We start from the raw sequence: 23,054 nt of genomic DNA on the forward strand, positions 1-23,054 counted from the left end.
AAGTAGCAAGGCTTGTACCAAAATTAAATTATAACTTTATTATTAATAATCAATTGGTTAATGTTTTTATTATTTAGAGATGAGTTTTTAATAGATTATAAGCTAAAAAATCTACGCAACGGTCTGTAATTATTGCAAACACTCAATAATCACCGATTTTATGAATCTGATTTACTGCAGTTTTTTGTTACAATATCGGCAATGCAATTTAGGATAAATAGCTGTGCTGCCGGTTCAAGAAATATATCATCAACTCGTTACTACATTACAAAGTGATCCGATTACCTTACTACAAGCGCCGCCGGGTGCGGGTAAGTCAACATGGTTACCATTGCAGTTGATGCGCGACGGGCACTTTAAGCACATTGTCATGCTTGAGCCGCGTCGCTTAGCTGCACGTAATATTGCCAACTATTTAGCACAGTGCCAAAACGAAACCGTAGGGCAAAGCGTTGGTTTACGTATCAGGCAGGAAACCAAAGTCAGTGTTAATACCCGCCTTGAAATTGTTACCGAGGGCATGCTCACGCGTATGCTACAAAACGACCCAGAGCTCAGTGGCGTTGACCTACTGATATTTGATGAATTTCATGAGCGCTCTATTGCGGCCGATACCGCATTAGCGTTTGCATTAGAATCTCAAGCTGCACTGCGTGATGATTTAACGATTTTATTGATGTCGGCAACCCTTGATAGCGAACGCTATCAGCAGTTTTTTGATTGTTCAATTATTAGTTCCCACGGGCGTAGCTTTCCCATCGATGAAATTTACATACCCATTAAAGATGAAAGCCGCTGGCTTGACGCTATGGCCAGTATTATCAAACAAGCTTTAGTTGAACAAACAGGCAGTGCGTTAGTTTTTTTGCCCGGTCAATATGAGATCAACCGCGTACAACAAGCGCTGTCAGATTTGCCTGCAAATTGCCATGTAGTTACTCTGTTTGGTGAACAAGATAAAGCATCTCAACAAGCTGCAATTGCCCCTGCGGCAAAAGGTACTCGTAAAGTGGTGCTGACCACCAATGTTGCCGAAACTAGCTTAACCATTGAAGGTATTCGTATTGTGGTTGATAGTGGCAAGCGCCGCGCTGCTAGTTTTAATTTAAAAACTGGCGTTACTGAACTCACCACACAAAGTATTTCTCGCTCATCGGCAATTCAACGAGCTGGGCGGGCTGGGCGTATTGAGCCCGGTGTAGTTTATAGGCTTGGTTCAAAACAAACCTTTGAGCGGCGTAATAGCCATGATGCGCCAGAAATTTTAAGTGCTGATATTAGCCAATTATTATTGGAGGCAAAATTCTGGGGCGCGGAGTTAACTGATCTAAGCTTGTTAGATAGTCCAACAGCACAACAAATACAGCAAGCAACAAAATTACTGCAAATGTTAGAGGCGCTCGATAATAACAATAAATTGACCCCCCTCGGTACACGTATGCTAAGTTTTGGCGCGGATATTCGCCTAGCGCACATGCTAATTAAAGCGCAGCAACTCGAACCTCAGATGCCAGGTATTTATACATTAGCGGCGTATTTAATTGCGTTATTAGAGAGTCGGATTAGCCATGCCGCAGATTTAAGCTTAGCATTACACAGCCAACATGCTCGGCCACATCCTGTATTTAAACAGCAACTGAAATTTTGGTTAAAGCGATTAAAGCTAACTGAAGTACGCGAACTACAAACCACTTATTTGGCTTTGCTGGTGGCGTTTGCTTTTCCAGATCGATTAGCTAAAAAGCGTGGCAATGGTTACTTGCTTACCAATGGCGCAGGTGCTGAGCTAAACAACGAGCATTGGCATAACGAGGACTACCTTGCAATTGCTTCAATGGGAGGCCAAAAAGGCAGTCGTATTTTTGCAGCTGTTGCGTTTACTCCTGCAGAGATTGAGGATGAACTGACACATTTATTTACTGCACAAACGCGCTGTGAATTTGACGAAAAAACAGGGCGCTTTATTCATCAAGATGAAGTCAAACTAGGGGCAATTACAGTTACTAGCCAACCGAGTAAACATCCGCTTGATAAAAGTGAGCGGGCGAAAGCGTGGTTAACTTTATTTCAAAAACAAGGCTTTGAATTATTTAATGAGCAAAGCGACAGTGAGCAGTTACTTATTCGTATGTGTTTAGCCAGTAATTTAATGCCGGAGCAATTTCCTGTCATCACTAAACAAAGCTTAATCGATGACGCACAGCTTTGGTTAGGTGCTTTTCTGGAAGATATAAAAACCCTCGAACAGTTGAAAAAGTTTAACTACTTTAATGCCTTGCAAAGTTGTTTTAATTGGCAACAACAAAATGCGTTAAATGATTTATTCCCGCTGAGAGTGTCAGTTCCAAGTGGCTCAAATATTCGTATTGAATATCAACTCGACGGCCCCGCAAAACTCAGTGTTCTTATGCAAGAAGTGTACGGCATGATCAGTACGCCAATATTAGCGCAAGGCAAGTTACCCTTATTAATGGAACTACTCTCACCAGCAAGACGACCTTTACAACTAACACAAGATCTTGCTGGCTTTTGGCAAACCAGCTATCGGGAGGTGCAAAAAGAAATGAAAGGTCGTTATCCAAAACACTTTTGGCCTGATAACCCCGCCACCAGTGTGGCTACGAGTAAAGTTAAAAGTAAGATGTGAATGAGTTAGCAAGGACAAAGTTAGCAAGAGTAAAATTGACTATTAAGCAGTGTTTTATAGTTTAAAAAAAAGGTAAATTAAATACTTATTGACTGCATAAACAAGGAGTTATTTAATGCCACATTTTATCATCGATTGCTCGCAGAGTATCTTGGCCTATCATGATGAAGATACTATTAATGAGCAAATTTACCATACTGCAAACGCGTCGGATTTGTTCGCTGAGCATGAAATTAAAGTCAGAGTAAACCCGTATAATCGTTATTTAGTGGGTAATAAACAGCACGAATTTATTCATGTTTTTGGATATATAATGGAGGGGCGAACGACTGAGCAAAAAGCTGAATTATCAAAAGCGATAGTGACTAAACTTACTCAGATGTTCCCACATATCGACAATATTGCAATGAATGTCAGTGACTTTGAAAAGGCAACATATTGTAATAAAAGCCAGCTTTAAGCAGAACATAGTGAGCGATGCTTCGACAGTGCAGATTGTTTTTTGAAAATCATTTATGGCAAAGTTGAACAGTGATTTTGTGCTTGAGGCAAAATAACTTGATAGAAAAAAGGACTCACCATGAAAAATATAATTGTTGTTTTATGTTTATTTATAAGCACATTAACGTGGTCTCAGACGCTAAGGGTTGTTGATGTATCAACAGAAATCGCCCCTGCGACTAGCTGGTTAGAAGTTGTTGATAGTGGTAAATACGCAAACAGTTGGCAGCAGGCTGGGGCGTTTTTTCAAAAAAATGTACCGCAAGCGCTTTGGGTATCTAAGTTAGAGCAAGTTCGTACGCCGCTAGGTTCTGTTACATCTCGCGAAGGTATCAGTCGTCAAGTGTTAACCTCAATACCGCAACTGCCCGACGGTGATTATGTGATTTTAGAGTTTCAAACTGATTTTGAAAATAAAGCACAGTCGATTGAAACCGTGACATTAAAAAAATCTGCTGAGCAATGGCAAGTGATTGGTTATTTTATCCAGTGAATTAACCTATTATTACTACAGCTGTATTTTTTAACGAAATAAAAAATATAAAATAATTATTAAAAATTGGAGTTTACAAAAATAAAATAATGATAATGACATTTATTGTTGCTGATGTTGCATTAATTTACTTTAGTTGTGGATTGTTGTGCTCTACTAGTGAGTAAGTTATCCAAATGAAATCATGGTATAAAATGGTTGCTATAGTGGGTTGGGAAGTAATATCTAATCATAAGTGGGATTGAAATATTTATAATTATAGTATTTGTTTTTTATTTTATTATACATTTTTACTGATTAATTTTTTATCTTTAATATGTTTCCATTTGGGGTTGATATTTTATTTTTTTTGTTCATAATTAACGCGCTTAATCGCGTTGAAATGGAATTTAAAAGATAATTATTAAGGAATGACATGAAAAAGATATTATTAACAATTGCAATGGCGTTTGTTTTGGCCGCATGTAATAGCACCTCACAAGGCCGTGATTTTGATATGGAAGTTGTAAAAGGCTTCAAAAAAGGCGAAACAACTCAAGAGCAAGTCAAAGAAGCGATTGGCGACCCTATGGGCGTTAATGATATAGGTAATGACGAAGTTGTATGGACATACAGCTACAGCGAAGGTCAAGGCGGTGGTGTAGGCTTTATTCCATACGCAGGCCATGTCGGTGGTTCTCAAAATGAGACAAAGAATGTAACAATCCGTTTTAATGCTAAAGGCATTGTATCAGGTTTATCATTCAATGAATCAGCTGGTAGTTCTTCACACCTATAACTCGTTACTATCTATTTCAACGCATTTCTATTACGGCTGCTTAGCAGTCGTAATACCCCTATTATTTATCCTCTCCCTAAATCAATCACTTTTTTATATTAAATGGTCATTAAGTTTTATATTTATTTTAAAGTAAATTATAGGCTGGTTGTTAGTCTAATGACTTTTTATTTAAATAAGTTATTGAGTGTGTTAATTTTATTATGCATTGAAAGTGCCGGTGAACATTAAAATAATTTAATTAAAAAGGTATGGGTCTTAAGTTGTAGAAGATTCGCTACATGCTTACTGAGATTGTCCAGAACAAGCCAGCCTTTTAGATGATATTTTATAAGAGTATTTTATAAAACCATCCGGCGAAGCGTGATTTATTATAAAAAGACTATACATTTTAGTTTGTTGCTGTTTTGATAGAGTGATAATTAAACACAATGCAAGAGAGCATAATGAAATACGTTACTTTTTTATTGTTAGCTGTTATCGCAACTTTTAACTTACATGCAAAAGACGAAAATAACGAACTAGAAGGACTCGCCCAGCAATATTTTTCCACCATGACGGCAACTCAGGCGCCTAAAGCTAGCAGTAAAGAACTCGAAGCTTTTTTAGCGTTACTCACTGATGATGTTGCTAATCAACACCTACCTTATCAAAGCGATGATTCTCGTTCACCTGACGGTAAGGCCATGATGCGCAAAGGTATGACTTTTTATCTAGGTGCCCACACTGAATATGAAGCAAAGTTACTTGATACTTTCATATTTAATAATACCGCTATTGCGATTCGTTACACGCAACACGCGAAAGGTGTGCACCCGCAAAACAAGCAACTGATTGAATACACCCAAACGTTGATGGATGTTCTAGAAATTGAAAACGGTAAGATTGCGGTGATCCGTAAATACCATGAGTAATTTTTAAATAGCGGTGTGAAGGTTATTTTTAGTTTTTGCTTAAATCAATATCTTAGCGTATTTTTAGAGATTACCTCTGTTAGCTTTAATAGGAATTAAAATGAATAAAGTAATTGGTATTGTGCTGATCTGTATTGGAGCTGCACTGGCTTTTTGGGGTTATGACGTTTATGACTCTGCAAGTGCGCAAATTACGCGAACTTTTAGTGGTGATACACCCATCGAGGCATGGGCTGGAATGGTCGGTGGTGTTGTCTGTATTGTATTAGGTGCACTAAAAGTTAAAAATTAACTTTTAGTAAGCCGTAGGCTGATAAACTTTTATTGATTAGAAAACTGCGATTTTAACCATTTTTTTAATATCAATATAGTGGCTTGTTCACGCTTGCTATGGCTGGTAGCAAAATAAAACTGTTGATGTGGGTTTAATACCGGCTCACCTATTTGCACCAGCATACCCTGTTGAATATCATCTTTTACAAATTGTTTATGGGTGACCAAAACACCTAATTGGCGCATTGCCGCTTGCGTTGCTTGTACTGAAATATTAAAAGTGAGGTTTTTATGTTGTTTCGGTATTGCTAATTGATGGGCGTTACACCATACGTGCCAATCGTTATCGCGGCGTGGGTTTATGGCAAAAATAGCCGGGAAACGAGTAAGTAGCTCTTTGCCAGTTTGGCAATCTGTGGGCAAGGTTTTTATTAATTCAGGACTACATACTAAAATAAGCTCATCATCAGCCAGTTTTTCGCAGTGATATTGCGCCCAATCTTGTTGTTTACCATGCACCAAAGCGACATCCACGCCATGTTGCTCTAAGTTAAACTCTCCGACTAAATTAGATAAACGCACATCTAACTCTGGCGCGTAAGCTTGTAGTTCCGCTACTCGTGGGATCCACCAATGCAATGCCATCGAGTTCACCATATTTAAAGTTAAGTGCGCGCAGAGCTGACTCGCAGAGATCTCAAAACTTGCAGCTATAATCTCATTTAGAGCTGGCTGTACTCGCAGGTAATAGCGTTTACCCGTGCTATTTAGCTCAACTCGTCGGCCGATACGAGTAAATAATTGAGTGTTTAGTTGCGATTCAAGAGACTTAATTGCTTGGCTTATTGCAGAATGACTAATATTTAATTGCTCAGCAGCGAGGACCATACTTCCAGTTTCTGCGACTGCAATAAAACTATGAAGCGATTTTAAAGGAATAGAGTTAGCCATAGTTTCTCTTTGTTAAGTTTTACTTACAGGTTTGTGCATAATTACTCGCTTTTTCATTCTACCTATTTACGCTAATTTAGCGCCTCAGATTAATGTTAAGCTTATTATTCTCAATGTGAAACGTATTTCTCGTTGAGAAAGGAGTTGTTATGGCTGCTTTATTACGACCCAGTATGTTTATGCTGTTATCCACATTTACTTTAGCGTTGAATAGTTTATTTTCAAAACTTTTAACTGAGTATTTTAGTGATGCAATATTAGTGATGTTGCGTTTATTACTTCCTGCGTTAGTTATGTTGTTTATTGCTGCATGCAGCCGCTGGGTGATGCCAAATCAAGCAGCTTGGGGTGCATTTATCTTACGTGCCATTTTTATTGCCAGTTGCCAAGGTTGTTTTATGTTGGCCTTAAGTCGCTTAACGTTAATTGAGGCCGTGGTATTATTTAGTACTGGGCCGTTATTTATTCCGCTACTTGAGCGCTATTTTTATAAAACCAAAATCAGTCGAATGGTTTTACCTACCTTAATATTAATGGGCATTGGCGTGGTGATGCAAAACTTAACCGTACAAGGGATAACGTGGCGCTGGGAATTATTAATAGGTTTAGCGGCTGGTTTTTTTAATGGTTGCTCGCAAGTTGCTTTATTTAGAGCCAGTAAAATAAATTTACCTATCTTGGTAATAAACGGGTGCTGTTTTGCAATTGCAGCATTGTTTGTTTTACCTGTGATGGTTATTTTTACCAGCCAAGTTGAGTATCAACAAAGTATAATAATGATAGTCAATTTCGAGCAGGGGATCTTATTGTTATTATTGTTTTTAGGACTTTCAACTGCTGCAACTCAGTTTTTTCGTTCCAAAGCATATAGATTAGTTGATTCAAACTCACAGCTGGCGCCTTTAATTTATACTAACTTAATCTTTGCGGTGTCATTCCAGTTTTTATTTTTTAGTACCGTAATGAGTTTGATGCAAATTCTGGGTACGAGCTTAATTGCATTTGCGACGCTATTAAATACATTTGGCTCATATTATTATCAATGGTTTAAAGCACAACAGCAGATAGTATAAAGGAAGGTAAGAAAGGTGTTCCCCAAGTATGCGGCACTCGGTGTCAGTCCTGAAACCATAAGGTCTCAGGGCGGGAATCTGCGGTTTGCCGTAGGCTTCTCGGTACATGCCGAGCTTGCACAATAGCAGACGAACAGAAACCCTAACATAAAATTTATCGGCTCAGGGACTTAACCAAGCTCCAACACCCTAGGGAACAAATTCAGTATATAAGACATAAGCCAATCCTTACACCCCAAATTCAAAATAATTATACTGTTCGGGTGATTTTCCAGCACTGGTAACTGGCTATTTACTTTTCGGATTGCTTTTTGACCTCAATCATACTTTTCATTGGAGTTGCTATTTATCGAGTGGTAGCATTGACTTAATTAGCCAAGCGAAGATCTCAGCATGAACGAATTACCAGATTACCAACAAGCCCAATTACTATTGGAAAAAAACGAAATATTTGTCACTCCTTCAGAAGCACACGGCGTGATCAGTGGATTATTAGCCTGCGGCTTGAGTATTGAAGCCAAAGAATACTTAGGCTTATTAAGCGATGTGTTTAATGATGGCCAAGCATTTAGCCATGATCTGAAAGAATTTTTTGCCATTATTTATAAGCAAGTTGTAGAAAGTTTTAACAACGAAGAGTTTCAATTTGATTTATTTTTACCAAGTGATGACGAAACCTTAGTAGATCAAGCGAATGGTTTAGTGTCATGGGTCGCTGGATTTATGCTTGGTTTTGGCTTAAAACAAAAAGACTATGGCAAGTTATCAGCTGATGTAAAAGAAGTGATCAGTGATTTTAGTGAAATTACGCGTTTAGATACCATGTTTGATGAAACCGAAGAAGACAGCCAAGCATTGCACGAAGTAATTGAATATGTGCGAGTTTCTGCGCTGTTGTGTTTTGCTGAACTTGGTCAAGAGCAAGCGCCAAAAAGCACTAAAAAAACACTTCACTAAGTTAAAATTAACAGTATAAACAGGGTTTATAATGCCAACAGTTAAAATAGAAAAAGCAGAGTTTAAAGCACGCAGAGATCGTTTACTTGCCATGATGGAACCAAACAGTGTGGCTATCATTCCAGCGGCAAGTGAAGTAACCCGCAGCCGTGATACTGAATATGCGTTTCGCCAAGATAGCGACTTCTTCTACCTAACTGGCTTTAATGAACCCGATGCAGTGTTAGTGCTTTGCCCAAGCAGCGATACACCGAGTACGCTGTTTTGTTTGAACAAAGATAAGCTGGCGGAAATTTGGCATGGTCGTCGTATTGGTTTTGAAAAAGCTAAAAAAGATTATTTATTCGACCAAACATGTGCACTGAGTGAACTAACTGAACAATTATTGAATTTGGTGAACGGCCAGCAGATTTTATTTTATGCACAAGGTACTTATCCACAGTTTGACGATAAAGTGTGGGCGTTATTAAAGACGCTGCGTGGCGCGCCTAAAAAAGGTTATAAAGCGCCACATACGATTAAAGATATTCGTGGTTTAGTGCACGAAATGCGTTTATTTAAATCACCTGCTGAGGTGAATATTATGCGCCAAGCGTGTGAAATAAGTGCCCAAGGACATATTCGTGCTATGCAGTTTGCAAAGCCAGGCGCTACCGAATATCAGCTAGAAGCCGAGCTTCATCATCATTACGCTATGCATGGTGCGCGTCATCCCGCCTATGGCACCATTGTCGGCGGTGGCGATAACGCCAATATATTGCATTACACTGCTAACAGTGATGTGCTGACCGACGGTGATTTAGTGCTGATTGATTCTGGCGCTGAACTGCAAGGTTACGCGGCAGATATTACGCGTACTTTCCCTATTAATGGGCAATTTAGTCAACCTCAAGCTGAGCTTTATAACATTGTTCTAGCGGCGCAAGCAGCAGCGTTTACTGAAGTAAAGCCCGGTGGTAGCTTATCAAAGGCTAATAAATTAGCGATGACAGTGCTCACCCAAGGCTTAGTTGATTTAGGTATTTTGCAAGGTGAGTTACAAGAGTTACTTGATAACCAAGCATGTAAAGCATTTTATATGCACGGCCTTGGTCATTGGCTTGGCCTTGATGTGCATGATGTAGGCGACTATAAAAAAGACGAAAAAGAACGCCCATTTGAAGCTGGTATGGTACTCACTATTGAACCTGGCTTGTATGTTAGCCTAGATGCGCAAGCACCTGAGCAATATAAGGGCATTGGTATTCGTATTGAAGATAACCTGTTAGTGACCGAGCAAGGCCACGAAAATCTTACTTTGAGTGTGCCAAAAAGTATCAGCGAGATTGAAGCGTTAATGCAAAAGCAAGCAATTAACCGCTAGGAGCATAACGTGGCAGAGCAGTTTGATGTTGTTATTATCGGTGGTGGCTTAGCGGGTGCCAGTTGTGCGCTGAGTCTTGCGAAACATGCGCCGCAATTAACGATTGCGGTGGTTGAAGCAAATCAACCAAGCACTGAACACCATCCTAGTTTTGACGACCGAAGTATCGCCTTAGCACAACAATCGGTGCAATTTTTACAGACCATTAATGCCTTTGATATTGATGCCTCATTTGCTGCGGCAATTAAAAAAGTGACCGTGTCGGATCGCGGTCACTTTGGTAAAACGCAGATCGATTGTGCGCAATTTTCGCAGTCAGCTCTAGGTTATGTTGTTGAGGTAAATCCGTTTGGTCGTGCTTTACATCAACAACTTGCAGCTACCCAAGTGGTCATGTATTGCCCTGACAGTGTTGCAGATATTACCTATCAGCATGATTTTGCAAGTATTACTTTGCAGTCTGGTGCTCAACTTAATGGCCAATTAGTGGTGATTGCCGACGGTGCGCAATCGGCTACTCGCCAGCTGGCAAAGATCAATTTTACTCCTGAGCCTTATTCACAAGGGGCGATCATTGCCAATATTGAAGTGGCAGGTGGTCATCATAACCATGCTTTTGAGCGCTTTACTGAGCATGGACCAATGGCATTACTCCCGATGAGTAATAACCGTTACTCGTTAGTATGGTGTATGGATAAAGCCGATATTGACGCGCATATGCAGCTTGACGACAGCGCTTTTGTAAGTGCTTTGCAAACTGCATTTGGTTATCGTGGCGGGCAATTTACTAAAGTCGGCATGCGTGCAAACTATCCACTGGTGTATGGCCGTGCTGAGTCATTAAGTGCTCACCGTACGGTACTAATTGGCAATGCAGGGCATGCGATTCATCCTATTGCAGGGCAGGGCTTTAATTTAGGCCTGCGCGATGTGCAACTTCTATGTGAATTAGTAAAGAGCGAATTGGCAATTGGCAGTTACCTATTTACCCGTGAATATGCCAAACAACGTAACCAAGATATAACCACTGTAATGACGTTAACAGATTCTTTAGTGCGGTTATTTTCAAACTCATCACGAATACTCGCATTTGGTCGCAGCTGTGGTCTATTCGCCATGGATTTGTGTTCTTCTTTAAAAACACCTTTAGCTAAGCAATTAATGGGTCAGGTTAAACAAGGTAAACGACTATGAAACAGACACAAGTATGTGTTGTGGGGGGCGGCTGTGTTGGCTTAACCCTCGCGCTGGGGCTTGTTAAAGCCAATATCAGTGTAGTAGTAATTGATGCGGCAGCAAAACAAGTATTGCCAGGCGATGAATACGCTTTGCGCGTAAGTGCACTGAGCCTTGCCAGCCAACACTTGTTTGAATCTTTGCAAGTGTGGCCTGAGATCATTGCTCAAAGAGCACGCGCCTATACCCATATGGATGTGCGCGACCAAGATAGCTTTGGCAAAATTGCTTTTAACAGCGATGAACTGGACCTTCCTCATTTAGGTCATATTGTTGAAAACGACATCATTCGTTATGCACTGATCAATGAATTAGAACAATACAGCCAAGCAACGCTTATGTTTGATACACGCTATCAACAAATACACCAAAGTGACAATGACGTCTTTATAACCTTAGACTCTGGTGAGCCAGTTATAGCCAAGTTATTAGTGGCAGCCGATGGCGCAAATTCAGCGATTCGGAAACAGTTTAATTTGCCCATTACGTTTAAAGATTATGATCATAACGCCATCGTTGCGACGGTAAGAACCACTGAGCCACATAATAATACTGCGCGCCAAGTATTTTTACCTACTGGACCACTGGCGTTTTTACCGCTGCCAGATGCCAATACGCACTCAATTGTATGGTCAACCAGTCCTGCGCATTGCCAAACGTTACTAGCCATGGATGATAGCGATTTTAATAAAGCAGTTATGGCAGCCCTTGATGGCCAATGCGGTTTATGTGAGGTACAAAGTGCGCGCACAGCGTTCCCTTTGAAAATGCGTTACGCGCAGCAATGGGTGACAGGTAAAGTGGTATTAATGGGCGATGCCGCACATACCATTCATCCGTTAGCAGGACTTGGTATGAACTTAGGCCTTAAAGATGCCGCTTACCTTATTGAGCTTTTAACTGCTGACAATAAAGAGTTTGCCAGTAATCGACTATTGCGTGATTACGAGCGTACCCGCAAGCTTGATGCACAAAAGCATATTGCCATGATGCAAGGCTTAAAAGAATTATTTGCAGGCGCTAACCCACTTAAAAAACTGGTACGTGGTGTGGGTTTAAGCTTGGTTGATAACTTAGGCCCAATTAAGCACCTGTTTGCCAAGCAAGCGATAGGGAAGTAGCAGAGTTAGTGAGATAGATGTTAGGCTAGCTAAGTGATGAGTAGTGTGATTTTATACCGCGCTTTTTTATGCCTTAAATTTGATAAAATAATCCAGATAAGCTCGGTGTCTACCTGTTAGCTGGGTTTTAGCCCAAAGGTGCTGAGGTTTGCGATTTTATATCAGTTCAATTTACGCACTACTTTCGTGATAAATCACGATCTACAAAAAAGCAGTACTTTGACTTAACAAGCACTGCTTTTATAATTTTTAGCCTTTACCTTTAGCGTTTACTTAAAACGCGTAGCTGTAACCCATTTGGATTGTGCGTGGTTTACCTGGTTGAATACCACCGTTTGCGCGGTTAGCGATGTAAGTGTTATCAAACAAGTTATCAACCGTTAGATATACTTTTTGCTTGTCATCAATTAAATATTTAGCGGCTAAATCCCACACAACACGGCTGTCGATTGCATTCAAGCCGTCAGCACTTAAATCAGCATGTGCGTCAGATACATAACGCACTTGCGTATCAAATGCAAAGCTTGAAAGCACGGCACCAAATGAAAGAGCGATTTGATTCTCTGGAACGTAAGGCATTGCATCGCCTTTATTTACTTGGCCCCAGATATCTGATGCAAAATCATTTTTAAACTGTGAATCCGTATAAGTGTAAGTTAAGCGTACAGGGAATGTTGCGCTATTAGTTTCGAAAATACGACCTGCAGAGAACTCAAAGCCCGATACTTCTACTTCGCCGTAGTTGTATTGGTCGCCAATGTTTTCATCACTACAGCCTACAGATGCAGTACAATTTCCATGCATATTGCTGTAATCAGAGAAGAATGCAATGATTTCACCATTAAAACCAGCAACGTTATAACGGCCACCAAACTCAATGTTTACGCTTTCCTCTTCTTCTTGGTCTGCATTACCTGGTGCAGCAGGAGCGTAACCTTGCTGAATACCTGCAAGTAGCGTTAGGCTGTCGCTTACGGTGTAAGTTGCCCCCAGTGATGGCACTAAGATTTGTGTATCGTTTGAAACGTCTTTAGTTAAGCCATTTTCACGTTTAGGATCAGACTTTGACCACTCTACGCGGGTAATTGTGATGTCTTCATAACGAAGGCCTGCATTAATCACTAATGCATCGATTGACCACTGGTCTTGAATGAATAACGTTGTTGCTTTTGCACTATCTACACGATTGCTGTCAGAACCCGGAACGCCCTGAGACGTTAAGGTCATACTTAAATCTTGATTAAGTGTGTATTTGTCTTCCCACTGAAAACGATCCATTTCGTCTTCGTGGTAGCGCACGCCAACAGTCACATAGTGATCGCCCGCAGGAATGTGCAACTCTGATTGCACACCTTTGGCTTGGTAGTCGCGGTTATTTGCTTTAATACCAATGCCTTCAATACCTTCAGCTGTTGGTGCCGCTTCAAATTCACTGTACTGTGCTAAATAGCTTTCACTTACTTTGCTCGCTTTGTACCAATTACGATGAAAATCATTGAGGTAAGCTGTCGCTAATAACTCATAACCATCACCAAAACGATAAGCATAGTTTAATTGGTATGCATTATGTTGCGTGTTCATTTGGTCTTTTTGTGATGCGGCATAACGACGGTTTGGTGACGCTTTATAATCTTCTTCTGTTAAACCCATGTAAGTTTCATCAGATTGTTCATCAGAGTACTTAATTTTCATCTCTAGGTTATGCGCGTTGTTTTCACCAAACTTATAACCAAATTTAAGTAAAAAATCTGTTTTTTCAAAGCCTGTGTTGTCGCTACCTACAGGTAATTCTTTAAAGCCATCTGCACCATAGCTGAAAACTTCAATAAGGCCAGCTGCGTTGTTTTTTTCTTTACCGAAGTAAGCATGGCCCTTATAAAAACCATCGCTACCGAGTTCGGCGTTTACTAAACCCGTTGAACCTTCGGTCGGTAAGCTGCGCGAAAGTAAGTTTAAAACACCACCGGTTGTACGCGGACCATACTTAACAGAGGCTGCGCCTTTTAATACTTCAATCGACTCCATACGGCCCATAGTAGGGAAGTAGTAAGCCGATGGCGCTGAGTAAGGTGCGGGTGCTACGAGAACACCATCTTCCATTACTGATATTTTATCGTTACGGCCAGTACCTGTGCCACGCATACCAATGTTAGGGCGCAGGCCATAACCATCTTCTTCTTGCACATAAACACCTGGTACAGATGCTAAAACACGAGAAATATCGGTAAATTCGAATTTTTGTAATTGTTCGTCTGAGATAAATGTAGCAGAGCCCGGAATATCGTTAATAGCAGCTTGCGAGCCAATAACGGTAATTTGCTCAAAGTTCTTTTTTTTATTTGTTGCATCATTTGCAACGGCATTAGCGCTTAATGATAAAGCAATAGCCATCGAAAGTGTTGAAACAATAAGCTTAGGAGGCATTATAGATCCTGTATGTGTCTAATTTTAACTGGCGCAATTTAAACATGTAAAATAATACGAATCAATCCTATTTGTAACAATTCCGATCGTTAAGTAAGTTTTTGAATATAAATATGAAAACATATTGTTGTTAATATTGTATTACTATATTCGTTGCGATAATCTAAATTATCAAAAGGTAACTAAAGGCGGCTTTTTGTTAGCTATTAAGTCAAGCGTAATGCAATAAACTCGGCAAGTTTATCTACCGCATGCTCGGCTTGTTCTGCATGCTTTGTTAAGCTAATACCTATTTTACCTAGGCTCGGTAAAATAGCGGTGTTTAACTCATAGTTAAGTTCATTAGGCACTGTGCTTCTAGCCAAAACGGTGATCCCTAATCCTTCTTTTAAAGCCGCAGTAAGGCCTGTTAAATCAGCGTTACTATAACTTATGCGGTACTTAATACCTGCAAGTTGCAATGCCTCGATGGCGCGGCGTCGATAAATACAACCTTCCGGTGCAGTCACAAGCGTAACAACGTCATTTTGTGCTATTGATAAATCACCAACCCAGACCAGTTGGTCTTGCATAAAAACAGGGAACTTTTCAGAGTTTAAATCTTCATTTAACGCCAGTACTAAATCAAACTGGTCTTCTCGTGAAACCGACAATAAATGCTTACTTAAACGCGATTTAACCTCTAACGATACTTCAGGGTAAAGTGCCACAAAGTCACCGATAATAGCGGGTAAGATCCGAGCGGCAAATTCGCTGGGTATTCCCAACCTCACCTTACCGGTCACATTCTCTTTAGTAAATAATTGCAAAATGGTGTCGTTTTGCAGCAGCATTTGCTTTGCCATCGGCAGCAGCAGTTCACCGTATTGATTGAGTACTTGGCGCTGGCCTTGTTTTTTAAATAGCTTATGCCCGAGCATTTCTTCTAACCGCTTTATTTGTAAACTTACAGCGGGTTGCGATAAGCCAAGTAAATCACCTGCTTTAGCAAAACCTGCTACTTCAACCACAGTAACTAACGTGCGTAAGCTGTCTGTTGAGATATTTTTCATATTAAAAATTACAATTTATGGGGGTAGATTGATAAGTATTATTTATCAATTGATTAATAATTACAATTTGTTGTTGCTAGACTTGCACAATATACTTTTGCCATTAAAGATTGATAGGTGTCGATAATGACTTTTAGCCCGATAATGTTTGCTCGTCATAGCCAGATTGAAGCAGCTGATAGCAATATGCTGCAGCTCAATACAAACACCGTGGTGATCGATTTTAGCGGCACTGAAGCAATCCCGTTTTTAACCACTATATTCGGGTTAGATTTAAACAAACTAACCGCCAGTGGTTTAGGTGTGAAAGGCACCTTAGATGGTGACCTAAACAGCAATTATAGCTTTGCGTTATATTACTTTAGTGCAACAGCGTTTAGATTTGTGTTGCACACAGATGCAGCGGCTCAATTACAAGCACTGATCAGTGAACAGCAACTGCGCTACGATATTGAGTTTGTTACCCGCACTGATTTAGCGACCTTAACTTTATCTGGTGAGCAGGCATTTGACGCGTTAGTCGAAGCATTTAAACTCACCCCTGGACTGCGCTTGTCAGACGCCAACAGCTGCTACGGTGCGCAAAGTGGTGAGGTATTTATTACCGCTATTGATAAACAATCAATACAGTATTTTCAGCTGGTGGCCAAAGCGCCTGAGCTGACTAAATGGCAAACATATTTACAGCAACGCGGTTTTGATATGTCACTACCAGACGTTGCTTAAACATAAATTGATAAGCTGGCTAGCGTATTTTTTAGTTGCCAGCTTTTGTAATTTATTTGTTAGAACAAATCGCAATTTGGGTGTTAGGTGCATTACAACTTATGTATAATCGCCGCCCATGTTATTCCCCCTCATTAAATTGAGGCCACGCCCAATCTTGGGTTAATTATAAAGTGAAGGAATATTATGACTTCTAAAACAGTTTTACATGCAAAGCACCTAGAATCAAAAGCAAAAATGGTTGATTTTCATGGCTGGGAAATGCCAATCAACTATGGTTCGCAAATCGAAGAGCACAACGCAGTGCGCACCGATGCAGGCATGTTTGACGTTTCACACATGACTATTGTTGATGTCAAAGGCGAGCAAGCACAAGCATTCCTTCGTAAACTAGTCGCTAACGATGTTGCTAAATTAACCGTTCCTGGTAAAGCGCTTTACACTGGCATGCTGAATGAGCAAGGTGGCGTAATTGACGACCTTATCATTTACTTCTTCTCAAATACTGATTATCGCTTAGTGGTTAATTCTGCAACTCGTGAAAAAGATTTAGCGCACATGGCTAAAGTTTCAGCTGATTTTGCCGTTGCAGTAACAGAGCGCCCAGAGTTTGCCATGATTGCAGTACAAGGCCCTAATGCTAAAGCAAAAACTGCCACTATCTTAACGGCTGATCAACAAGCAGCTGTTGCAGATATGAAGCCGTTTTTTGGTGTGCAAACTGGTGATTTATTTATTGCTACAACAGGCTATACTGGCGAAGACGGTTACGAAATTGTTGTACCGAACGAGCAAGCTGCGGATCTTTGGCAACAACTGCTAGATGCTGGTGTTGCGCCTGCGGGCCTTGGTGCACGTGACACACTACGTTTAGAAGCGGGTATGAACCTTTACGGCCTAGATATGGACGAGAGCGTATCACCACTTGCTGCTAACATGGCGTGGACCATTGCATGGGAACCTGAAGATCGTGACTTTATCGGTCGTGACGTACTAGTACAGCAACGCGCTGACAAAAGCACTGATAAACTTGTTGGCCTAGTGCTGGAAGAAAAAGGCGTATTGCGTAGTGGTTCTAAAGTAATTGTTGATGGTGGCGAAGGGGTCATTACCTCTGGTACTTTCTCACCTACACTTGGTTTTAGTGTTGCCCTTGCACGTGTACCACGTTCAACTGGCGAAACTGCTCAAGTAGAAATGCGTAAAAAATTAGTTAACGTAAAAGTAGTTAAACCAAGCTTTGTACGTAACGGTAAGTCTGTACTTTAAAGTATCAATTAAAAGATTTGGTGTTATCACCCAATATAAACCAAAGGAAGAATAAAATGAGCAATATCCCTAGCGAGTTAAAGTATGCCTCTTCACACGAGTGGGTTCGCAACGAAGGTGACGGTACTTTCACTGTAGGTATCTCTGAGCACGCACAAGAACTACTTGGCGACATGGTATTTGTTGAATTACCAGAAGTTGGTGACGAAGTACTTGCAGGCGAAGATTGTGCAGTAGCAGAATCAGTAAAAGCGGCATCAGATATATACGCACCAATCGGTGGCGAAATCGTTGCAATCAACGAAGATCTTGAAGATGCACCTGAAACAGTAAACAACGACGCTTACGGCGATGGTTGGTTATTCCGCATTAAAGCATCTGATGAGTCTGAGCTTGAAAACCTGCTTGACGCTGAAGGCTATGCGCATTCGATCGACGAAGACTAATAATTAGTTTATCGCCGTACTAAAAGCCCCATTATACCTAACATAATTGGGGCTTTTATGATTTTACCGCTTACCTTTCCATACATTGTAAGTCATTAAATCAAAAGCTTTTAAGTTATTGCTGGTTACCCATTAGTAATAACCATTTATTTTTTGGATCATAGGAATCTGGACAAATGTCAAACGCCAAATCTCTTGAACAATTAGAGCAAACGCAAGATTTTATTCGCCGTCATATTGGGCCAAGCCCAGCACAAGTAAGCGATATGCTAAGTGCTCTTGGAGTATCGAGTGTTGAAGAGCTGATCGGTCAAACTGTACCTGCAAGCATCCGCTTAGAGCAAGGCCTAACAGTGGGTGAAAGCCGCACTGAAGTTGAAACACTAAGCTACTTAAAATCAGTAGCAAGCAAAAATAAAGTATTCAAATCTTACATCGGTCAAGGCTACCACCCAACTCACGTACCACACGTAATATTACGTAACGTACTTGAGAACCCAGGCTGGTACACAGCGTACACTCCATACCAACCAGAGATTGCTCAAGGGCGTTTAGAGTCATTACTTAATTTCCAAACTATGACCTTAGACCTTACCGGTCTTGATTTAGCAAGTGCATCATTACTTGATGAATCAACTGCGGCTGCCGAGGCCATGGGCCTTGCAAAGCGTGTATCTAAAGCTAAAAAAGCCAACATCTTCTTCATCGCTGATGACGTACATACCCAAACTATCGACGTAGTGACAACTCGCGCCGAGCAGTTTGGTTTTGAAGTTGTGGTAGGTCCTGCTGCTGATGCTGTAAATCACGAAATTTTTGGTGCGTTATTCCAATACCCGTCAACATCAGGTGAAGTAGTCGATATCACAGATTTAATCGCTGGCGTACAAAGCAAAAAAGCGATTGCCTGTGTTGCTGCTGACATCATGAGCTTATTACTATTAAAAGCACCAGGTAAACTTGGCGCAGACGTAGTACTTGGTTCTGCCCAGCGTTTTGGTGTACCAATGGGTTACGGCGGTCCACACGCTGCATTTTTCGCAACACGTGATGCATACAAACGTTCATTACCAGGTCGTATCATTGGTGTGTCTAAAGACCGTTTAGGTAACGATGCACTACGTATGGCAATGCAAACCCGCGAGCAACACATTCGCCGCGACAAAGCCAACTCAAACATTTGTACAGCGCAAGTATTACTCGCTAACATGGCTGCGTTTTATGCGGTGTACCATGGCCCACAAGGCTTAAAAACAATTGCACAGCGTATTCATCGTTTTGCTGATATTTTAGCCGCAGGCCTTAAAGCTAAAGGTGTAAACCTTAAGCACAGCACCTGGTTTGATACCCTAACAGTTGTTAGCGATAACAAAGACGATGTAACAGCGCGTGCTGTAGCAAACGGCGTAAACTTTGCTACTAACCATGATGGCGAATACTCAATCTCAGTGTCTGAGACCACAACGCGCGCAGACGTAGCACAGTTGTTCGATATCATTCTTGGCGAAGACCACGGCTTAAGTGTTGATGCAATCGCAGCAGACATCGAAGCAAACGGTAGCGATTCAATCCCTGCAAACCTTGAACGCGATGATGAAATCTTAACGCACCCTAACTTCAATTCGTATCACAGCGAAACTGAAATGCTGCGTTATATCAAACGTCTTGAAAACAAAGATTTAGCACTTAATCACTCAATGATCTCGTTAGGTTCATGTACTATGAAACTAAACGCGACCGCTGAGATGATCCCAATTACTTGGCCTGAGTTTGCTAATCTTCACCCATTCTGCCCGCTAGACCAAGCAGAAGGTTACCAAATCATGATGGGCGAACTACATGATTGGTTAGTTAACATCACCGGTTACGATGCCGTTTCATTACAGCCAAACTCTGGTGCACAAGGTGAATACGCAGGCTTAATCGCGATTCGCAAATACCACGAGTCACGTGGCGATGCACACCGTAATATTTGTTTGATCCCAAGTTCAGCGCACGGTACTAACCCAGCTTCTGCACAAATGGCAAGCATGAAAATTGTAGTTGTTGATTGTGACAAAAACGGTAATGTAGATATGGCTGATCTTAAAGCGAAAGCAGAAGAAGTATCAGAAAACCTATCGTGTATCATGATCACATACCCGTCTACGCACGGTGTATACGAAGAAACAATTCGTGAAATTTGTGACATCATTCATCAACACGGCGGCCAAGTTTACATGGACGGCGCGAACATGAATGCACAAGTAGGTGTAACAAGCCCAGGCTTTATCGGTTCAGACGTATCGCACTTAAACTTGCATAAAACGTTCTGTATCCCACATGGCGGCGGTGGCCCAGGTGTTGGCCCAATCGGTGTTAAATCACACCTAGCGCCATTTATGCCTAACCACAGCGTAATTAACGTACCTGGTACGAGTATCGGCAACGGAGCAGTATCAGCAGCGCCATACGGCTCAGCAGCTATTTTACCTATCTCATGGGCTTACATCACCATGATGGGTAGCGAAGGCCTTAAACAAGCCACTGAAATGGCAATCGTAAGTGCTAACTACTTAACTCATGAGTTAAGCCAGCACTTCCCAATTTTATACCGTGGTCGCAACAACCGTGTTGCTCACGAATGTATTGTTGACTTACGCCCACTTAAAGAGCTTTCGGGCATCACTGAAATGGATGTTGCTAAGCGTTTACAAGATTACGGTTTCCATTCACCAACTATGTCGTTCCCAGTAGCGGGCACCTTGATGATTGAGCCCACTGAGTCTGAGTCTAAAGTTGAGATCGACCGTTTCATCGAAGCTATGGTATCAATCAAAGGCGAAATCGACAAAGTGATCTCTGGCGAATGGTCTATCGAAAACAACCCGCTAGTGTTTGCACCGCATACACAAGGCGACGTACTTGGTAACGAGTGGGACAGAGCATACGACCGCTTCTACGCTGCGTTCCCAGTACCAGCAGTGGCCAAAAACAAATTCTGGCCTACAGTAACGCGTATCGATGACGTATACGGCGACCGTAATCTAGTGTGTTCATGCCCAGCGGTAGAGACATACAGAGATTAATAATTTTATTGATCAAAGTCATTATAGTTTGGTAATGAAATTATAGATTGGGAATCCAATCTCTATTCCCAAACCATAATTATTAAAAAGGGTGAGCTATCGTGGCTCACCCTTTTTTATTTCTAGTCCAATGTTTAGTTATTTTTCAACTTTTGCAACTGGTTCAAGTGACGTCATTTTTAGATAAGTCATACTTTCAATGTCTAACTTATCAAAAGGGTATTGGCCTCGAATATTATCATTAAAAACCTTCCCCATTGATGTTGAGTAATACAACTCATCCCATACTAAAATAGGTATATTGTAGTAACGATAAACACTTCCTGATTCAAATTTGAGATCAAGAATTTTATTAATCGTTGAATAGCCGATGTGTGAAAAAGCATCTGAATTTACAGGGTGTTGTTCAAATAAGGGGAAAGGAGTTTGGTTTAAAATAGAAGCTTCAATTTTAGCACTTATTGCATTTGCAACTGCATTATTTCTTAGGTATGCATCAATTAACCCATGACCAGTTGAGTCAAATAAAGACTCAGCAGAATAGTTTGAAGGTAAACTACCAAATAAAATCCTTACGGCTCGTATGACCCAGTCTTCGTCAAGTGTAAGGTGTGAAATGATCTCTTTATATTCCTCCCCCAAACTTCCTCCTATTGAACTTGTTGGTGTTGCTATTGCGGCTAGGCTAACCAGTGGATAATCGGAAGCAAGATACCCGTCGCTATATTGATAAGTAGATATGGTTTCCTCAAAAAGAGCATTGGTGTAAAAGTTACCTTGCGAGTGACCAATAAGAATAATACGGTTGCAAGAATGCATCTGAAATTGAAGTCTTTGAAATGCATTTTTATAGTCTGTCTCGTCAATAATAGAGTAATTTACTTCAGTAAATACATCCTGTAAAACAGACTCAATTTGAGCGATATCTATATCTGATAGTGAGCTAACAGTGCCTCCAATTATTGCAGTTATTATACGATACTCAGGTGAAAATACGGGCAAGTCACTATACTTTTGCTGTGCGACTTCATATATTTGCATAAATATAGCTTCACTTTTATTATGACTTCCCGCAGGAAGTGCTCCTTTTTTAAATTCTGGTAGATAAGAATCTTGAAAGTAACTTAATTCATTTAAATTAGCTTTGTATTGCTTGATATTAGTCCGCATACCATTTACATAGAAAATGCGTACATTATCAATGTTTTTAGAGCAGTACCGATCTAGTGCTTGATAATTACCATAAGTAAAAATTGGAAATATAAGTAAGAACAAAATATATGTAGCTTTCATTTTATGTCCTTCTTAAGTATTTTGCAGTCTCTATCAGCGCCGTAATGAAAGTCGTCATCCCAAGCAATATAGTCACTAATTTTATTTTGGCTTTTTCGGTTCGCGTAAGCTCTATCTATCGTATTAAAGTATAAAACTTCGGGTTCTCTAAAGTGTGGGTGTGAATTTTGTAAATATCGAACACAGTAGCTTATGTTAATCATATCCAAAATAATCTGCTTACCGATCTCAGTATCTAAATTTGGTATACGGCCCTGCTCTATATCAATAACCAGTTGTAATGTTGAAGCGGCACCTAAACTAAAGGTGATGAGCTGTGGAGAATCAAACTTTTCATACACATGGCGCTCATAATCGTCGCGGATACCGTTGTCATTTTGATCAACACCGTCCAGCGTTTTATAGTCGTCAGGGTGTTCAGGTGGTAAATCTGGGGTTTGGTAAAATAAATCTTTAATTTTTTGCCAAC

General features: G+C 40.6%; 19 protein-coding genes, 1 other RNA gene and 1 pseudogene. 15 read left to right on the top strand and 6 right to left on the bottom strand.

Translation table 11 applies throughout. The features are described from left to right. Nucleotides 1–223 precede the first annotated feature (223 nt). The 6 genes from hrpB to H5154_RS17945 all read left to right on the top strand — a co-directional run bounded on the left by hrpB (nt 224) and on the right by H5154_RS17945 (nt 5,625). Nucleotides 224–2,647, top strand: a complete 2,424-nt coding sequence (hrpB, locus tag H5154_RS17920) for an ATP-dependent helicase HrpB (protein WP_182719167.1) — start codon at nt 224–226, stop codon at nt 2,645–2,647. A 115-nt stretch (nt 2,648–2,762) separates the two neighbouring features. After that, a complete protein-coding gene (locus H5154_RS17925; protein WP_182719168.1) occupies nt 2,763–3,107 on the top strand; it encodes a 5-carboxymethyl-2-hydroxymuconate Delta-isomerase in 345 nt (114 codons plus the stop codon). Between the two features lie 120 nt (nt 3,108–3,227). Then, a complete protein-coding gene (locus H5154_RS17930; RefSeq protein ID WP_182719169.1) occupies nt 3,228–3,641 on the top strand; it encodes a DUF4019 domain-containing protein in 414 nt (137 codons plus the stop codon). A 415-nt stretch (nt 3,642–4,056) separates the two neighbouring features. Then, nucleotides 4,057–4,419 (top strand): outer membrane protein assembly factor BamE, encoded by a 363-nt coding sequence (gene bamE / locus H5154_RS17935; RefSeq protein ID WP_145241390.1) that lies wholly within the window; start codon nt 4,057–4,059, stop codon nt 4,417–4,419. Between the two features lie 446 nt (nt 4,420–4,865). Further along, nucleotides 4,866–5,333: a nuclear transport factor 2 family protein gene (locus H5154_RS17940; RefSeq protein ID WP_145241905.1), complete on the top strand. Its 468-nt coding sequence runs from the start codon at nt 4,866–4,868 to the stop codon at nt 5,331–5,333. Between the two features lie 100 nt (nt 5,334–5,433). Then, nucleotides 5,434–5,625, top strand: a complete 192-nt coding sequence (locus H5154_RS17945; protein WP_149983225.1) for a DUF3185 family protein — start codon at nt 5,434–5,436, stop codon at nt 5,623–5,625. 29 nt (nt 5,626–5,654) lie between these two features. On the opposite strand, the gene H5154_RS17950 is transcribed toward H5154_RS17945, so the two are convergent. Beyond that, nucleotides 5,655–6,557, bottom strand: coding sequence for a LysR family transcriptional regulator (locus H5154_RS17950; protein ID WP_145241900.1), 903 nt, complete (start codon nt 6,555–6,557; stop codon nt 5,655–5,657). A gap of 149 nt (nt 6,558–6,706) precedes the next feature. Between H5154_RS17950 and H5154_RS17955 the strand changes: the two genes are divergently transcribed. Then, nucleotides 6,707–7,630 carry a DMT family transporter gene (locus H5154_RS17955; protein ID WP_182719170.1) on the top strand — a complete coding sequence of 308 codons (924 nt, stop codon included), beginning with the start codon at nt 6,707–6,709 and terminating at the stop codon, nt 7,628–7,630. A 15-nt stretch (nt 7,631–7,645) separates the two neighbouring features. Here H5154_RS17955 and ssrS read toward each other — a convergent pair. Continuing rightward, nucleotides 7,646–7,829: non-coding RNA, 6S RNA (ssrS, locus tag H5154_RS17960), on the bottom strand. 194 nt (nt 7,830–8,023) lie between these two features. Here ssrS and H5154_RS17965 point away from each other — a divergent pair. The 4 genes from H5154_RS17965 to H5154_RS17980 are packed head-to-tail and all read left to right on the top strand — an operon-like array spanning nt 8,024 to nt 12,307. Then, a complete protein-coding gene (locus H5154_RS17965) occupies nt 8,024–8,587 on the top strand; it encodes a UPF0149 family protein (RefSeq protein WP_145241895.1) in 564 nt (187 codons plus the stop codon). Between the two features lie 31 nt (nt 8,588–8,618). Further along, nucleotides 8,619–9,950, top strand: coding sequence for a Xaa-Pro aminopeptidase (gene pepP / locus H5154_RS17970; protein ID WP_182719171.1), 1,332 nt, complete (start codon nt 8,619–8,621; stop codon nt 9,948–9,950). Nucleotides 9,951–9,959: 9 nt separating this feature from the next. Further along, entirely contained in the window at nt 9,960–11,144 is a 1,185-nt protein-coding gene (gene ubiH / locus H5154_RS17975) for a 2-octaprenyl-6-methoxyphenyl hydroxylase (protein WP_149983223.1), read from the top strand. Next, nucleotides 11,141–12,307: an FAD-dependent monooxygenase gene (locus H5154_RS17980; protein WP_182719172.1), complete on the top strand. Its 1,167-nt coding sequence runs from the start codon at nt 11,141–11,143 to the stop codon at nt 12,305–12,307. Before ubiH ends, H5154_RS17980 begins: the two co-directional genes overlap by 4 nt. Before the next feature lie 273 nt (nt 12,308–12,580). On the opposite strand, the gene H5154_RS17985 is transcribed toward H5154_RS17980, so the two are convergent. Then, complete coding sequence (locus tag H5154_RS17985) at nt 12,581–14,731, bottom strand: TonB-dependent receptor domain-containing protein (protein WP_182719173.1); 2,151 nt, start codon at nt 14,729–14,731, stop codon at nt 12,581–12,583. Nucleotides 14,732–14,937: 206 nt separating this feature from the next. Next, complete coding sequence (locus tag H5154_RS17990; RefSeq protein WP_145241866.1) at nt 14,938–15,783, bottom strand: LysR family transcriptional regulator; 846 nt, start codon at nt 15,781–15,783, stop codon at nt 14,938–14,940. A gap of 126 nt (nt 15,784–15,909) precedes the next feature. On the opposite strand from H5154_RS17990, the gene H5154_RS17995 reads away from it, so the two are divergent. The 4 genes from H5154_RS17995 (at nt 15,910) to gcvP (ending at nt 21,292) form a co-directional block, all read left to right on the top strand. Then, nucleotides 15,910–16,509 carry a hypothetical protein gene (locus tag H5154_RS17995; protein WP_182719174.1) on the top strand — a complete coding sequence of 200 codons (600 nt, stop codon included), beginning with the start codon at nt 15,910–15,912 and terminating at the stop codon, nt 16,507–16,509. A 186-nt stretch (nt 16,510–16,695) separates the two neighbouring features. Then, nucleotides 16,696–17,778, top strand: coding sequence for a glycine cleavage system aminomethyltransferase GcvT (gcvT, locus tag H5154_RS18000; protein ID WP_145241861.1), 1,083 nt, complete (start codon nt 16,696–16,698; stop codon nt 17,776–17,778). A 56-nt stretch (nt 17,779–17,834) separates the two neighbouring features. Then, on the top strand, nt 17,835–18,224 hold the full coding sequence (gcvH, locus tag H5154_RS18005; protein WP_149983214.1) for a glycine cleavage system protein GcvH: 390 nt from the start codon (nt 17,835–17,837) through the stop codon (nt 18,222–18,224). A gap of 176 nt (nt 18,225–18,400) precedes the next feature. Continuing rightward, nucleotides 18,401–21,292: an aminomethyl-transferring glycine dehydrogenase gene (gcvP, locus tag H5154_RS18010; RefSeq protein WP_182719175.1), complete on the top strand. Its 2,892-nt coding sequence runs from the start codon at nt 18,401–18,403 to the stop codon at nt 21,290–21,292. Between the two features lie 138 nt (nt 21,293–21,430). Here gcvP and H5154_RS18015 read toward each other — a convergent pair whose 3' ends face one another. Further along, nucleotides 21,431–22,585, bottom strand: coding sequence for a KTSC domain-containing protein (locus tag H5154_RS18015; protein ID WP_149981780.1), 1,155 nt, complete (start codon nt 22,583–22,585; stop codon nt 21,431–21,433). Continuing rightward, nucleotides 22,582–23,054: pseudogene (locus H5154_RS18020) on the bottom strand (chitodextrinase); the annotation flags it as partial. The gene H5154_RS18015 and the pseudogene H5154_RS18020, both read right to left, overlap by 4 nt.

This window comes from Pseudoalteromonas sp. SR44-5 (genome assembly GCF_014163675.1).
GTDB classification, from domain to species: Bacteria; Pseudomonadota; Gammaproteobacteria; order Enterobacterales; family Alteromonadaceae; genus Pseudoalteromonas; species Pseudoalteromonas rhizosphaerae.